Raw genomic sequence first — 14,368 nt, forward strand, 5'->3', positions numbered from 1 at the left:
GCGCGCCGGTCCCTCTCCTGTCCGTCCGACTGACCCGCACCCCTGCCGGGGCACCCGTTTGACGCCCCATTGCATAACCGCTATCTATATGTGGGTCGTGGAGGAGGGCAGCCCGTGCAGGACGTGGTGCTGGCGCTGCTGGTCAAGGAGCCGTCGCACGGGTACGACCTGCGCAGACGGCTGGCGGAGGCGCTCGGGCCGCTGGGGGAGACGCTGAATGCGGGTCAGGTCTACGTGACGCTCACCCGGCTCGAAAAGGCGGGCCTGGTCGTCCAGGACCGCGAGGACGTGCCGGTGCGCGGCCCGCGGCGCAAGGTGTACGCGCCGACCGCTGCCGGGCACGAGCGGGTGGCCGCGTGGCTGGCCGAGGGGGCCGGGCCGCGAGCGGACGTGGCGGAGTTCCACCTGAAGCTGGTGGCCGCCGCGGAGTCGGGTCTCGCCGATCCGCTCGCGCTCGTGGAGGCGCGGCGACGGGAGCTGATGCGCGGCCTCGCCGAGACCCAGCGCGCCGTCCTCGCCCAGGACACGGACTCGGAGGCCGGACTGCTCCTGGAGGGCATCGCCCTGCGGGCGCAGGCCGATCTGCGGTGGTTGGAGGCGTGCGTGCGGACCTGGTCCGCCCGCGCCCCACGTGGGAAAGGCGGAGGGGTCGGATGACGAGAGACGGTCGGCGGGGCGGCAACCGGTGGCGCGGGGACCGGTTACGGCGGAGGAGCACGAGCACGGATGACCGGCCGGTCACGGGATCGCTCCCGGACGGCGGTGCGGGTGCGGGTGCGGGTGCGGCGTCGGGCGGTGGCTCGGGTGCGGGGGCGGCGTCGGGTGGTGGTCTGGGCGGTGGTCCGGGTGCGTGGCCGGTCTCGGAGGGTGGCTCGGGCGTGGGGCGGGTGCCGGGTGATGGCTCGGGCGCGAGGTCGGAGCCGGCTGACGACCCGGTCCCGCGGCCGGTCCACAGCGGTGCCTCGGTCAGCAGCCCGGGCGGCACGCCAGCCGGTGTCCTGGGCGGCGCCTCGGTCAGCAGCCCGGGCGGCACGCCAGCCGGTGTCCTGGGCGGTGCCTCGGTCAGTGGCCCGGGCGGCACGCCAGCCGGTGTCCTGGGCGGTGCCTCGGTCAGTGGCCCGGGCGGCACCCCGGCCAGTGGCACGACCGGCACCCCGGCCAGTGGCCCGGGCGGCGCCCCCGGCACCGGACCGGTCCCGGGCGGCAGCCCCGGCGTGCGGTCGGCCGGCGGCCGTACCGGGGAGGGTGACGCGTCCGGGCCCGCGCTGCGCGCGGTCGGGCTGTCGCGGACGTACGGGCACGGCGAGAGCCTGGTACGGGCCGTCGACGGCGTCGACCTCGCTGTCCCGGCCGGGCAGACGCTCGCCGTGACCGGACCCAGCGGCTGCGGCAAGTCGACGCTGCTGCACCTGCTCGGCGGACTCGACCGGCCCACCGACGGCGAGGTCTGGCTCGGCGGGCGGCGCATCGACGACCTCGGCGAACGGGCGCTGGCGCGGTTGCGCCGCCGTGCCGTCGGCTTCGTCTTCCAGGACTTCCAGCTGATGGACGAGCTGACCGCGGCGGAGAACGTCGAGTTGCCCGCACTGCTCGCCGGCGCCGCGCCGCGCGCCGCCCGTGACCGCGCCGCGGCCCTCCTCGACCGGGTCGGGCTCGCCGACCGGTCCCGGCACCTGCCCGCGGAGCTGTCCGGCGGGCAGCGGCAGCGGGTCGCCATCGCCCGCGCCCTGGTCAACGAGCCGCTGGTGGTCCTCGCGGACGAGCCCACCGGGAACCTGGACAGTGCCGCGACCCACGACATCCTCCGCCTCTTCGGTGAACTGCGCGCCGCGGGGCAGACCTTGGTCGTCGTCACCCACGACGAGCGCGTCGCCGCCACGGCGGACCGCGTCGTCTCCCTGCGCGACGGGGCGCCGGCCGACGACACCCGCCTGACCGGCCCCGGCCACACCGGCCCCGGCCACACCGCCCACGGCGGCCCCGGGCTCGGCGCGCTGCTGAACTGGGAGGAGGACTGACATGGGACGCCTGCTCCTGCTCTGGCGGCTGATCGCCCGCGACCTGCGCCGCCGTCCCGGCGAGGCCGTCATGTTCCTGCTGGCCGTCACGGCCGCCACCACCTCCCTGGCCCTCGGCATGGCGACCGACGACGCCGTGGGCGCCGCGTACCTGAAGACCCGTGACGCCACCGCCGGTCCCGACGTCACGGCGATCACGACGGCCGCCGACCCGTCCGCCGTGGCCGAACGCCTCGCGGGGACGCCCGGTGTGGTCGCGCACTCCGACCCGGTCTTCGCCTTCGACACCACGGTCCGCGCGCACGGCCGCAGCGCCCGGTCGGCGGTCGAGGGGCGCGACGGCGGACCGTCCGCCGTGGACCGGCCCCTGGTGACCTCCGGTACCTGGGTGCGCCCCGGCGGTGTGGTGGTCGAGCGCAGCTTCGCGCAGGTGCTCGGGGTGGACGTCGGCGACCGCGTCACCCTCACCGGCCGCGACTACCCGGTCGTCGGGATCGCCCTCAGCGTGGCCACCGGCGTCTACCCGGGCAGCGACTGGGCCCAGGGGCCCGGGACGTCCGACTACGGCGGCAGGGTCTGGCTCACCACCGCCGACACCCGCGCGGCGGCCGGGGACACGCCCGGTGTCCATCTGATCCACCTGAAGCTCTCGGACCCCGCCGCGATCACCCAGTGGACCGACGCCGCCTTCCCGCAGGACGACCGGGGAGGCGACTGGGTCAACGTCCGCTCCTGGCAGGACGTCCTCGACCAGGACACCAAGTTCATCATGTTCGCCCGGCCCGCCCTGGTCGTCGGCGGCTGGCTGCTGGGCGGGGCCGCGGTCGTCACCCTCGCCGCACTCACCGCCCTGCGGGCCGGCCGCGACGACCGGCGGGCCGGACTGCTCAAGGCGGTCGGCGCCACGCCCGGCGCGGTCGCCGCCGTACTGCTGGCGCAGCACCTGCTGCTGACCGCCCTGGCCGCCGCCCTCGGGCTGACCGCCGGGTCTCTGCTCGCCCCCGAACTGGCCGACCCCAGCGCCGGGTTGATCAACACCGTCAGCCCGCCGGCCACCGACACGGTCGTCGGCACGGTCCTCCTCGCCGCCGTGGTCGCCGGCGCCGGTGTGCTCGGCCCCGTGCTGCGCGCCGCCCGGACCAGCACCGTCGACAGCCTGGCCGACCCGGCGCAGCCGCCCGTCCGGCACCCGAGGCTGAACGCCGTGACGGCGTACCTGCCCACCTCGCTGCTGATCGGCGTCCGGCTGCTCGCCCGCCGGCCCGGCCGCGCCGTTCTGACCACGGTGGGCGCGGGGGTCACCAGCGTCATGGTGACCGCGCTGCTCACCCTGCACGCCGTACCCGACGTCGAGATCGAGTACGGGCTGTCCCATCCCGGCGGGCTGCGGGACATCGTGACCGTCCGGACGGTGACCGGTGTCACCTACGTACTCGTGGCCCTGTCCGTGCTCAACACGGTGTTCCTCGGCTGGAGCACCGCGGTGCGGGCCCGGCGCGCCCTGACCGTCACCCGTACCCTCGGCGCCACCCCCGGCCAGGTCGTCACGGCCCTGTGCACCGCCCAACTGCTGCCCGCCGCGCTCGGGGTGGCGGTGGGCACCCCGGCCGGACTCGTCCTCTACAACCTGTTCAGCCGCGTCGTCATCGTGCCCCCGGGGTCGTGGCTGCTCCTCGCCGCGTCGGCCGTCCTGCTGACGGCCGGCGTGCTGACCGCCCTGCCCGCCTGGGCCCACACCCGGGGTCCCGCCGGACGCGCCCTGCACGCCGGACCCGCCTGACGTCACGGCGGGCACAGGTGCGCCCGGCCTCCGGTTGACGCTTTAATTGCGACTCATGTGCAATAGCTCATCCGCGTCAACTGCTCAGGGGGACACATGAGGACCCGTCGGATACGAGGCGCCGCCGCCGCGGCCGCACTGGCCGTGGGCGCCGGCGCCTGCTCCGCCCCGGGAGGCAGCGGCGACGGGAAGGGCGGGGCCGAGTCCGTCGTGATCGGGGTGGCCTCCGAACCGGACACCCTCAGCCCGCTGCTCGGCTACGGCAAGGACGGCAACTCCAAGATCTTCGACGGGCTGCTCGCCCGCGACACCGACCTGAAGCTGAAGCCCGCGCTGGCCAAGGCGCTGCCCGAGATCGGCGACGGCGGGCGGACGTACACCTACACCCTGCGCGAGGGCGTGAAGTTCAGCGACGGCGAGCCGCTGACCGCCGAGGACGTCGTCTACACGTACGAGACGATCCTCGACCCGAAGACCAACAACACCGCCCGCAGCGAACTGGACGCCGTCGAGAGCGTCCGGGCGAGCGGTGACGACCAGGTCGTCTTCACGCTCAAGTACCCCTACGCGGCCTTCGCCGCGCGCACGGTGCTGCCCGTCGTCCCCGAGCACGTCGCGGGCGGCCAGGACCCCAACACCGGCTCCTTCAACACCGAGCCGGTCGGCACCGGACCGTACACGCTCGTGAAGTGGAGCAAGGGCGAGAAGCTCACCTTCAAGGCCAACCCCGACTACTGGGGCGGCGAACCGGCGGTGAAGTCGTTCACCATGGCGATCATCGCCGACGACAACGTCCGCGCCACCCGCCTGCGCTCCGGCGACCTGGACGGCGCCGTCCTGCCGCCCAACCTCGCCGCCACCTTCAAGGACGACGACAGCAGGCGCACGTACGACGCCAAGACCTACGACTTCCGCGCCGTCACCCTGCCCACGGCCGGCCCGGTCACCGGCGACCGAGCGATCCGGCGGGCGCTGGACGCCGCCGTGGACCGCGAGGCCCTGGTCGACAAGATCCTCGACGGCGCCGGCCTCCCGGCGTACGGCCCGCTGCCCACCGACGACCCCTGGTACACCAAGGACATCGCCCGCGACCAGGACCTCGCCGAGGCCCGCCGCATCCTCGACCGGGCCGGCTGGAAGACGGGCGGCGACGGCATCCGGGCCAAGGACGGACAGCGCGCCGCGTTCACCCTCTACTACCCCTCCGGCGACAAGGTCCGCCAGGACCACGCCCTCGCCTACGCCTCCGACGCCAAGCGGGCCGGCATCGAGGTGAACGTGGAGAGCGCCACCTGGGAGGTCATCGAACCCCGGATGGGCCGCGACGCGGTCCTGGCCGGCTTCGGCAGCGTCGGCGACCCTGACTTCGGCCTCTACACCCTGCTGCACTCCTCCCTCGCCGGCGACGGCTTCAACAACATGGCCCGCTACGACAACCCGGCCGTCGACCAGGCCCTCGACACCGGCCGCCGCAGCCAGGACCCCGACGAACGCCGCGCCGCCTACGACACGATCCAGCAGGAGCTCGTCGAGAACCCCGGTTACACCTTCCTCACCCACATCGACCACCTCTACGTCCTCGCCGACCGCTGGGAGGGCCTCACCACCCAACTGGAGCCGCACGAGCACGGCTTCGCCAGCGGCCCCTGGTGGAACATCGAGACCTGGCGGCCCAAGGCATGAGCGCGCTCCCCTGGGGAGCGATGGCACGGCTGACGGGACGGCGGGCACTGTCCGCCGTCCCCGTCCTGGCCGTCGTCACCTTCGGCGTGTTCGCCATCGCCGCCGCCTCCCCGTTCGACCCCGTCAAGGCGTACGCCGGCACGGCCGCGCTCGGCGCCGACCAGGAGACCCTGGACCGGCTGCGCGCCAACCTCGGCGTGGACGAGCCGTTCGTCACCCGCTGGTGGCACTGGCTGACCTCCGCGCTCTCCGGCGACCTCGGCCACTCCAGCGTGCTGCGGCAGCCGGTGGCCCAGGTCATCGGCGAACGCCTGGCCTGGTCCGCGCTGCTGTGCGCGGTCGCCTTCACCGCCGCCGTCCTCGCCGGCACCCTGCTCGGCGTGCTGGCCGCCCGCCGCCCCGGCTCCCTCCTCGACCGGGCGGTGACCTCCCTCGCGTACGCCCTGGAGGCGGCCCCGGTCTTCTGGACCGCGCTGCTCGCCGTCTGGCTGTTCGCCCTCCAGTGGGACCTCCTCCCGGCGGGCGGCCTCACCGACACCGCCAGCGAACAGGTCACCTTCGGCCAGGTCGCCGGCCACGTCGTCCTGCCCGCCGGGGTCCTCGCCGTCTCCCAACTCCCCTGGTTCACCCTCTACGTCCGTCAGGGCGTCGGCGACGCCCTCGCGGAGGACCCGGTGCGCGGCGCCCGCGCCCGCGGCCTCGGCGAAGGCACCGTCCTGCTCGGCCACGCCCTGCGCTCCGGGCTGCTGCCGGTGCTCACCCTGATCGGCTCCCGCGTCCCCGAACTCATCACCGGCGCCCTGCTGGTGGAGACCGTCTTCAGCTGGCCCGGCATCGCCGCGGCCACCGTCGAGGCGGCCACCGCCGTCGACTTCCCGCTGCTCGCCGCGCTCACCACCCTCGCCACCGCCGCCGTCCTCGCCGGAAACCTCCTCGCCGACCTGCTCTACGGACTCTTCGACCCGAGGGTGAAGCTCAGTGACATGTGACGCCCCCGCCCTGGAACAGTGGCGGTCCCACGGCACCGCCCGCCGCTCCACCCGCGCCCTGCGCCTGCGCGTCTCGGCCGGCCTGCTGGCCCTGACCGTCCTCGCCGTGCTGCTCGTACCGCCGTTCGTCCGGCTCGACCAGCAGGCCGTCGACCTCGCCGCCAAGCTCCTGCCACCGAGCGCCACCCACCCCTTCGGCACCGACGACGTCGGCCGCGACCTGCTGCTGCGCTGCGTGTACGGGCTGCGCGTCTCGCTGCTGGTCGGGGTGGCCGCGGCGCTGACCGCGACGGTCGTCGGCACCGCGGTCGGCGCCGCCGCCGGGGCGCTGGGCGGCTGGTTCGACCGCGCGCTGATGCGGGTGGTCGACGCGTTCTCCTCCGTACCCCACCTGCTGCTCGGCGTGTTCATCGTGGCCATGTTCCGGCCGGGTGTGTGGCCCGTGGTCGTCTCCGTCGCCTCCACCCACTGGCTGTCCACCGCCCGCATCGTCCGCGCCGAGGTGCTCTCCCTGCGCTCGCGCCCGTACATCGACGCCGCCGTCTCCGGGGGCGCCTCCCGGTGGCGGGTGACGGTACGGCACCTGCTGCCCGGCGTCCTGCCGCAGGCCGCGCTGGCCGCCGTACTGATGGTGCCGCACGCCATGTGGCACGAGTCGGCGCTGTCCTTCCTCGGGCTCGGCCTGCCCACCCACATGGCCAGCCTCGGCAACCTGATCCAGCAGGCCCGCGGTTCGCTGCTCGCCGGGCAGTGGTGGCCCACCCTCTTCCCGGGACTGTTCATCATCGTCCCCACCCTCGCCGTCGCGGGCCTCGCCGGGGCCTGGCGGGAGCGGATCAACCCCCGGCGGCGATCGGAGCTGATGCTGTGAACGGGCGTGCCCCTGTGCTGGAGGTCCGCGGTCTGTCCGTCCGCTTCCTGATGCCGGGCGGGCGGCGGATCGCCGCCGTCACCGACGTCCGCTTCGACGTGGCGGCCGGGGAGTGCCTGGCCCTGATCGGCGAGAGCGGCTGCGGCAAGTCCGTGCTGGCCTCCGCCCTGCTGGGCCTGCTCCCCGGCAACGCGCAGACCGCCGGCACCGCCCTCCTCGGCGACCTGGACCTGCTCACCGCGGACGAGCGGACCCTCGCCCGTACCGTACGGGGCCGCCGGATCGGCCTGGTCCCGCAGAGCCCCGCCGCCCACCTCACCCCCGTCCGCACCGTCCGCTCCCACCTGGCCGAGACCGTCGCCGCCCTCACCGGCCTGCGGGGCCGTGCCGCCCTGCGCGCCGCCGCCGAGGACGCCGCCGCCCGCGCCGCGTTCCCGGCCGGCCACCTCGACCGCCACCCGCACGAACTCTCCGGCGGCCTCGCCCAGCGCGCCGCCACCGCCCTCGCCCTGGTCGGTGACGCGCCCCTGCTGCTCGCCGACGAACCGACCACCGGACTCGACCGGGACCTGGTGGACCGTACCGTCGACGAACTGCGCCGCCACGTCGATGCGGACGGGGACGCGGAGGGGGAGGGCCGGGCGCTGCTGATGATCACCCACGACCTGGCGGCGGCCGAACGCATCGCCGACCGGGTGGCCGTCATGTACGCCGGCCGCATCGTCGAACTCGCCCACGCGGACGTCTTCTTCGGCACCCCCGGCCCCCGCCACCCCTACAGCCGGGGCCTGCTCCAGGCCCTGCCCGACCGCGCGTTCACCCCCGTTCCCGGCCTGCCCCCGGAACTCGGTGACCTGCCCGCCGGCTGCGCCTTCGCCCCCCGCTGCGCCCGCGCCACCGACACCTGCGGCACGCTGCCGGAGCTGTCCGGCACGGTCGCCTGCCACCACCCGCATCCCCACCCGCACACCACCGCCGACCCGGAGGCCGCCCGTGCTTGAACTGCGCGCCGTCACCGCCGGATACACCCGGGGCGCCCCCGTCCTGCGGGACGTCTCGCTGACCGTCGCGCCGGGCGAGGCGGTCGGCCTGCTGGGCCCCAGCGGCTGCGGCAAGTCGACCCTCGCCCGGGTCGCCGCCCTGCTGCACCGCCCCGACGCCGGCACCGTCGTCGTCGACGGCGAGCCGGTACGCCGCTGGCGGCACCGCGCGCCGCGCGAGCTGCGCACCGCCTTCGGCGTCGTCTTCCAGCAGGCCCGGCTCTCCGCCGACCCCCGGCTGCGGCTGGCCGACCTGATCGCCGAACCGCTGCGCGCCACCGGCCGCCGCGAGGGCCTGGCCGCCCGGGTCGCCGAACTGGCCGCCACGGTCGGCCTCACTGGCGACCTGCTGGGCCGCCGCCCGCACGAGGTCAGCGACGGCCAGCTCCAGCGGGCCTGCCTGGCCCGCGCCCTGGTGCTGCGCCCGCGCTGGCTGGTCTGCGACGAGATGACCGCCATGCTGGACGCGTCCACCACCGCCGCGCTGGTCGCGGTGGTCGAGGAGTACCGCGCCGCCACCGGGGCGGGCCTGCTGGCCGTGGGCCACGACCGGGTCCTGCTGGAGCGCTGGTGCGACCGCACGGTCGACTGGGGACGCCCGGCCGGGCAGTCGACGCAGCACAGCCCTCCATCCCCCAGGACCGCACAAAGCCCGACGGGGTGATTGATTCGATTGTGTTGGGGTCCTAGGGTGACCGTGTTTCAGTAGTCGCTCCCTCACCGGCAGTTGCCGGGCACCGCCCCCGTAACCGCCGTTAGCGCACCGTGCGTTGAGCCGCCCACCGAACCCCACGGAAGGCCACGGTCATGCCGCACCCGTCCCTCTCCTCCGTCGTGCCCCCGGTCGTCAGCCGCCGCCGCCTCCTGGAGGGCGGCGCCGCCGTCCTCGGCGCGCTCGCCCTGTCCGTACCGCCCGCCAGGGCCCGCGCGGCGGCGGCCACCTCCGACGGCCCCCCGCAGTGGAACGACTTCGGTGTCTTCCGGCTCGGCACCGAGCCGCCGCACACCACGCTCATGCCGTACGCGGACGTCCGCCAGGCGCTGGCCGCCGACCGCACCGACTCCCCGTACCGCCTCTCCCTCGACGGCACCTGGAAGTTCGCCTACGCCGACCGCCCCGAGGACCGGGACGCCGACTTCCACCGCACCGACCTCGACGACGGCGACTGGGACACCATCCCGGTCCCCTCCGTCTGGCAGCTGCACGGCCACGACCGCCCGATCTACCTGAACATCACCTACCCCTACTGGGGCCCCAACGGCCTGGGGGAGGAGCCGCAGCCCCCCACCGCCCCCACCCGCCGCAACCCCGTCGGCCAGTACCGCCGCACCTTCACCGTCCCCCGCGACTGGGACGGCCGCCGCACCTTCCTCCACTTCGAGGGCGTCAAGTCCGCGCACTACGTGTGGATCAACGGCGAACTGGCCGGGTACGACGAGGACTCCTACACCCCGTCCGAGTACGACATCACCGACCACCTCAAGCCCGGCACCAACCAGATCGCCGTCGAGGTCTACCGCTACGCCGACGGCGACTGGCTGGAGGACCAGGACATGATCCGGCTGAGCGGCATCTTCCGCTCGGTCCACCTCTACTCCACCCCCGCCGTGCACCTGCGGGACTTCCGCCTCGACACCCCGCTGGACGGCACCTACACCGACGCCGAACTGGCCGTCACCGCGCACGTCCGGGCGTACGGCGGCGCCGGCGCCGGCCGGTACACCGTCGAGACCCAGCTGTACGACGCCCGCGGCCACGCCGTCTGGTCCCGGCCGCTCCAGGCCACCGCCGACCTGGGCACGGCCGGCGCCGGCGAGGACGTCACCGTACGCGCCACCAGGGCCGTACCGGCGCCGAAGCTGTGGTCGGCCGAGCAGCCGAACCTCTACACGGCCGTGCTGCGCCTGCGCGACCCCGCCGGAAAGGTGACCGAGACCCTCTCGCACCGGGTCGGCTTCCGGGAGTTCGCGCTCAAGGACGGCCTGATGCGCATCAACGGCAAGCCGGTCTCCCTGCGCGGCACCAACCGCCACGAGATGCACCCGGACCGCGGCACCGCCCTCAGCCGCGAGGACCTGGTGAACGACATCACCCTGATCAAGCGGCTCAACATGAACAGCGTCCGCACCTCGCACTACCCGAACAACCCGCTGTGGTACGAACTCGCCGACGAGTACGGCCTCTACCTCGTCGACGAGACCAACCTGGAGACCCACGCCATCCGCGACGAGTACCCCGGCGACCACCCCGAGTGGACCGCGGCGTGCGTGGCCCGCGCCCAGAACATGGTGCACCGCGACAAGAACCACCCCTCGGTGGTGATCTGGTCACTGGGCAACGAGGCCGGCACCGGCTCCACCTTCACCGCCATGCACGACTGGATCCGCTCCTACGACACCACCCGCGTCATCCAGTACGAGGGCGACGACCGGCCGGGGATCAGCGACATCCGCTCCGAGATGTACGACACCCCCCAGCGCGTGGAGCAGCGCGCGAAGGACACCTCCGACACCCGGCCGTACGTGATGATCGAGTACGCCCACTCGATGGGCAACTCCACCGGCAACTTCAAGAAGTACTGGGACGTCGTCCGCCGCTACGACGTGCTCCAGGGCGGCTGGATCTGGGACTTCGTGGACCAGTCGCTGGCCTGGCCGGTGCCCGCCCGCGTCCTGCTGCGGGAGACCGGCCCCGCCGGGCTGCGCGGCGAGATCATCAACCCCAGCGGCTCCTTCGACCGGGAGAAGGGCCTGTCCGGCGGCACGCTGTTCGCCCGCGACGAGAGCCTGGACCTCACCGGCTCCCTCACCCTGGAGGCGTGGATCACCCCGGGCTTCCTCGGGTACCACCAGCCGATCGTGGCCAAGGGCGACACCCAGTACTCCCTGAAGCAGAACAACCGGAACCTGGAGTTCTTCATCTACTCCGGCGGGCAGTGGATCACCGCGAACTGGGCGCTGCCGGACGACTGGACCGGCCGCGAGCACCACGTCGCCGGTGTCTTCGACGCCGACGCCGGCACCCTGACCCTCTACGCCGACGGCGTGGCCAGAGCCGTTCGCACCACCACCCGGCGCCCCGAGGTGAACACCGCGCCGCTCGCCCTGGCGACCGACGCCGACAACCAGACCCGCGAGTTCAGCGGCACGATCCGCGCCGCCCGCGTGTACGCCCGTGCCCTCACCGCCGCCGAACTGGCCGACGACGGCCGCGACAGCGGCGACGACGGCGTGCGCTTCTGGTTCGACGCCGCCGAGGTCCGCAAGGAGGAGAAGCGGTCCGGGGAGAAGACCTTCTTCGCGTACGGCGGCGACTGGGGCGACAACCCCAACGACGGCGCCTTCGTCGCCGACGGCATCGTCCTGGCCGACCGCGGCCACACCGGCAAGGCCGCCGAGGTCAAGCGCGTCTACCAGGCGATCGACGTACGGCAGCGGACCGGGGGCGACCCCGGCGCGGTGACCCTGGTCAACGAGTACCTCTTCACCGACCTGCGGGAGTTCGACGGCCGCTGGGAACTGGTCGCCGACGGCCAGGTGGTACGGCGCGGGCGGCTGACCCGCGACCAGCTGGCCGTGGCGCCGCTGTCCAGCAAGGACATCACCCTGCCCGTGCGGCTGCCGGCCGACCCGGCGCCCGGCACCGAGTTCTTCCTCCAGGTCTCCTTCACCACCAAGGAGTCCGCGCCCTGGGCGAAGGCCGGCTTCGAGGTGGCCCGCGTCCAGCTCCCCGTCGACGCGGGCACCCCCGCCGTGACCCCCGTACCGCTGGACCGGGTCCCGGCCCTGGAGGTGGACGAGGACGACGAGGAGATCACCGTCGACGGCGAGGACTTCACCGTCACCGTCGACCGGGGCAGCGGCACCATCACCTCGTACAAGGCGCGCGGCATCCGGCTGCTCACCTCCGGTCCGGTGCCCAACTTCTGGCGGGCGCCCACCGACAACGACCTCGGCAACGGCCAGCACACCCGCAACCGGACCTGGCGGGACGCGGGCACCCGGCGGAAGGTCACCGACGTCGCCGTGCGGACGCTCGGGGCGGACCGGGCCGTCGAGATCAAGGTCAGCGGCACGCTGCCGACCACGGTGGAGTCGTCGTACACCACCACCTACACGGTCTTCGGCAACGGCGAGATCAAGGTCGACCACACCCTGCATCCCGGCGCCGCGAACCTCCCCTACATCCCCGAGGTCGGCAGCCTGCTCTTCCTGCCGCGCCGGCTGGACCGGCTGCACTGGTACGGGCGCGGCCCCGAGGAGAACCACTGGGACCGCAACACCGGCACCGACGTCGGCCTGTACTCCGGGACCGTCGCCGAGCAGTGGTCCGGCTACATCCGCCCGCAGGAGAACGGCAACAAGACCGACGTCCGCTGGGTGGCGCTCACCGACCGGCGCGGCGCAGGGCTGCTGGCCTCGGGCGAACCCCTGCTGGAGGTCAACGCCTCCCGCTTCACCCCGGAGGACCTGTCGACCGGGGTACGGCACGACTACCAGCTCACCCCGAGGGACGCGGTCGTGCTCCGCCTGAACCACCGGCAGATGGGCGTCGGCGGGGACAACAGCTGGGGTGCGCACACCCACGACGAGTTCAAGCTGTTCGCCGACCGCGACTACTCCTACACCTACCGGCTGCGCCCGATCACCGACGTGAAGGAGGCGATGACGGCCGCGCGGCGTCCCACCGCCGCCGAATAGCCGACCGCGCATGAGGCCGGGGGAGTCCGGGCAACCGGGCTCCCATGGGTGAGGTACGGGTCGGCGCGTGTTCCTGGACGGACCGGCAGCTCGTCGCGAGCGGCTGGTATCCGCGCGGACGGCGGGACGCCGAGGGGCGCCTGAGGCACTACGCCTCCCGGCTGCCCGTCGTCGAAGTGGACGCCGGCTACTACGCGTTGCCCAGCCGCCGCAACAGCGAACTGTGGCTGGAGCGCACCCCCGAGAACTTCCGCTTCGACGTCAAGGTGTTCTCGCTGCTGACCGGGCACCCCACCCGGACCGGGGCGCTCCCCGCCGACCTGCGGGGCGCCGAGCGGGGCCCGGCCCTCCTGGACGAGGTGTGGCGCAGGTTCGCGTACGCCGTCGAGCCGCTGCGCGAGGCCGGGCGGCTCGGCGCCGTGCTGTTCCAGTTCCCGCCCTGGTTCCCGCCGAGCACCGGCGCCGAGGAGACCCTCGAAGCCTGTGCCCGGCGTACGGCCGGCTGGCCGCTCGCCGTCGAGTTCCGGCACCCGGGCTGGTGGGCGGCGGACCGGGCCGACGCCACCGCCGCGCTGCTCGCCGGCCTCGGCGCGAGCGCGGTGGGCGTCGACATGGCGCCGGGCCTGCCCGGATCGCTGCCGCCGGTCGTGCCGGTGACCCACCGCCCGCTGGCCGTCGTGCGGTTCCACGGCCGCAGCCCGGCGTGGGGGAGGGGCAGCAAGGAGGACCGCTTCCGGTACGGCTACGACGTGGCCGAACTCGCCGCGTGGGTGCCCCGGCTGCGGCGCGCGGCCCGGCACGCGGACGAGCTGCACGTGCTGTTCAACAACTGCTGCGGGGACGCGGCCGTACGGGCCGCCGAGACGATGCGGGGGCTGCTCAGCGCTCCGGACCGGTGTCGCTGATCCCCAGTCGCAGGTGCTCCACGTGGAAGACGGCCTGGTCGAGGAGTTCGGCCACGTGGTCGTCGTGCAGCGCGTAGACGACCGACCGGCCGCGCCGTTCGCCCACCACCAGACCCAGGTTGCGCAGCAGCCGCAGCTGGTGCGAGCAGGCCGACTGCTCCATGCCGACCTGGGCCGCCAACTCGGTCGCGGGCAGCGGGCCCTCGCGCAGCCGGGCCAGGATCAGCAGCCGGGAGGGGGTGGACAGGGCCTGGAGCGTGGTGGCGACCTTGGCGACATTGTCCGCGTCCAGACGCACGCGTGCGGTCTCCTGCGTGGTGCTGGCGGCTCCGTGACCCATGCGGCCATCCTACGCACCGCCCGGGAACACCCATACGCATG

At 74.2% G+C, this 14,368-nt stretch carries 11 protein-coding genes; 10 read left to right on the top strand and 1 reads right to left on the bottom strand.

Features of this window, described 5'->3' with window-relative positions:
* Positions 1 to 114: 114 nt before the first annotated feature.
* The 10 genes from ACIQR3_RS30450 (at position 115) to ACIQR3_RS30495 (ending at position 13,987) form a co-directional block, all read left to right on the top strand.
* Positions 115 to 657, top strand: a complete 543-nt coding sequence (locus tag ACIQR3_RS30450) for a PadR family transcriptional regulator (protein WP_403543857.1) — start codon at positions 115 to 117, stop codon at positions 655 to 657.
* 557 nt (positions 658 to 1,214) lie between these two features.
* On the top strand, positions 1,215 to 2,018 hold the full coding sequence (locus tag ACIQR3_RS30455) for an ABC transporter ATP-binding protein (RefSeq protein WP_403543882.1): 804 nt from the start codon (positions 1,215 to 1,217) through the stop codon (positions 2,016 to 2,018).
* Between the two features lies 1 nt (position 2,019).
* Positions 2,020 to 3,798 (top strand): FtsX-like permease family protein, encoded by a 1,779-nt coding sequence (locus ACIQR3_RS30460; protein ID WP_403543858.1) that lies wholly within the window; start codon positions 2,020 to 2,022, stop codon positions 3,796 to 3,798.
* A gap of 96 nt (positions 3,799 to 3,894) precedes the next feature.
* Positions 3,895 to 5,481, top strand: coding sequence for an ABC transporter substrate-binding protein (locus ACIQR3_RS30465; RefSeq protein ID WP_403543859.1), 1,587 nt, complete (start codon positions 3,895 to 3,897; stop codon positions 5,479 to 5,481).
* 20 nt (positions 5,482 to 5,501) lie between these two features.
* A complete protein-coding gene (locus ACIQR3_RS30470; RefSeq protein ID WP_403543860.1) occupies positions 5,502 to 6,470 on the top strand; it encodes an ABC transporter permease in 969 nt (322 codons plus the stop codon).
* Complete coding sequence (locus ACIQR3_RS30475; protein WP_403543861.1) at positions 6,460 to 7,341, top strand: ABC transporter permease; 882 nt, start codon at positions 6,460 to 6,462, stop codon at positions 7,339 to 7,341. The genes ACIQR3_RS30470 and ACIQR3_RS30475 overlap by 11 nt, the downstream gene beginning before the upstream one ends.
* 50 nt (positions 7,342 to 7,391) lie before the next feature.
* Complete coding sequence (locus ACIQR3_RS30480; protein ID WP_403543883.1) at positions 7,392 to 8,342, top strand: ABC transporter ATP-binding protein; 951 nt, start codon at positions 7,392 to 7,394, stop codon at positions 8,340 to 8,342.
* Positions 8,335 to 9,045: an ABC transporter ATP-binding protein gene (locus tag ACIQR3_RS30485; RefSeq protein ID WP_403543862.1), complete on the top strand. Its 711-nt coding sequence runs from the start codon at positions 8,335 to 8,337 to the stop codon at positions 9,043 to 9,045. The genes ACIQR3_RS30480 and ACIQR3_RS30485 overlap by 8 nt, the downstream gene beginning before the upstream one ends.
* Before the next feature lie 143 nt (positions 9,046 to 9,188).
* Positions 9,189 to 13,082 carry a glycoside hydrolase family 2 TIM barrel-domain containing protein gene (locus ACIQR3_RS30490; RefSeq protein ID WP_403543863.1) on the top strand — a complete coding sequence of 1,298 codons (3,894 nt, stop codon included), beginning with the start codon at positions 9,189 to 9,191 and terminating at the stop codon, positions 13,080 to 13,082.
* A 44-nt stretch (positions 13,083 to 13,126) separates the two neighbouring features.
* Positions 13,127 to 13,987, top strand: coding sequence for a DUF72 domain-containing protein (locus ACIQR3_RS30495; protein WP_403543864.1), 861 nt, complete (start codon positions 13,127 to 13,129; stop codon positions 13,985 to 13,987).
* Here ACIQR3_RS30495 and ACIQR3_RS30500 read toward each other — a convergent pair.
* On the bottom strand, positions 13,962 to 14,327 hold the full coding sequence (locus tag ACIQR3_RS30500) for an ArsR/SmtB family transcription factor (protein ID WP_403543865.1): 366 nt from the start codon (positions 14,325 to 14,327) through the stop codon (positions 13,962 to 13,964). The two genes, ACIQR3_RS30495 and ACIQR3_RS30500, sit on opposite strands and share 26 nt — an antisense overlap.
* Between the last annotated feature and the right edge of the window lie 41 nt (positions 14,328 to 14,368).

This window comes from Streptomyces sp. NPDC090994 (genome assembly GCF_044768905.1).
In the GTDB taxonomy this organism is placed as follows: Bacteria; Actinomycetota; Actinomycetes; order Streptomycetales; family Streptomycetaceae; genus Streptomyces.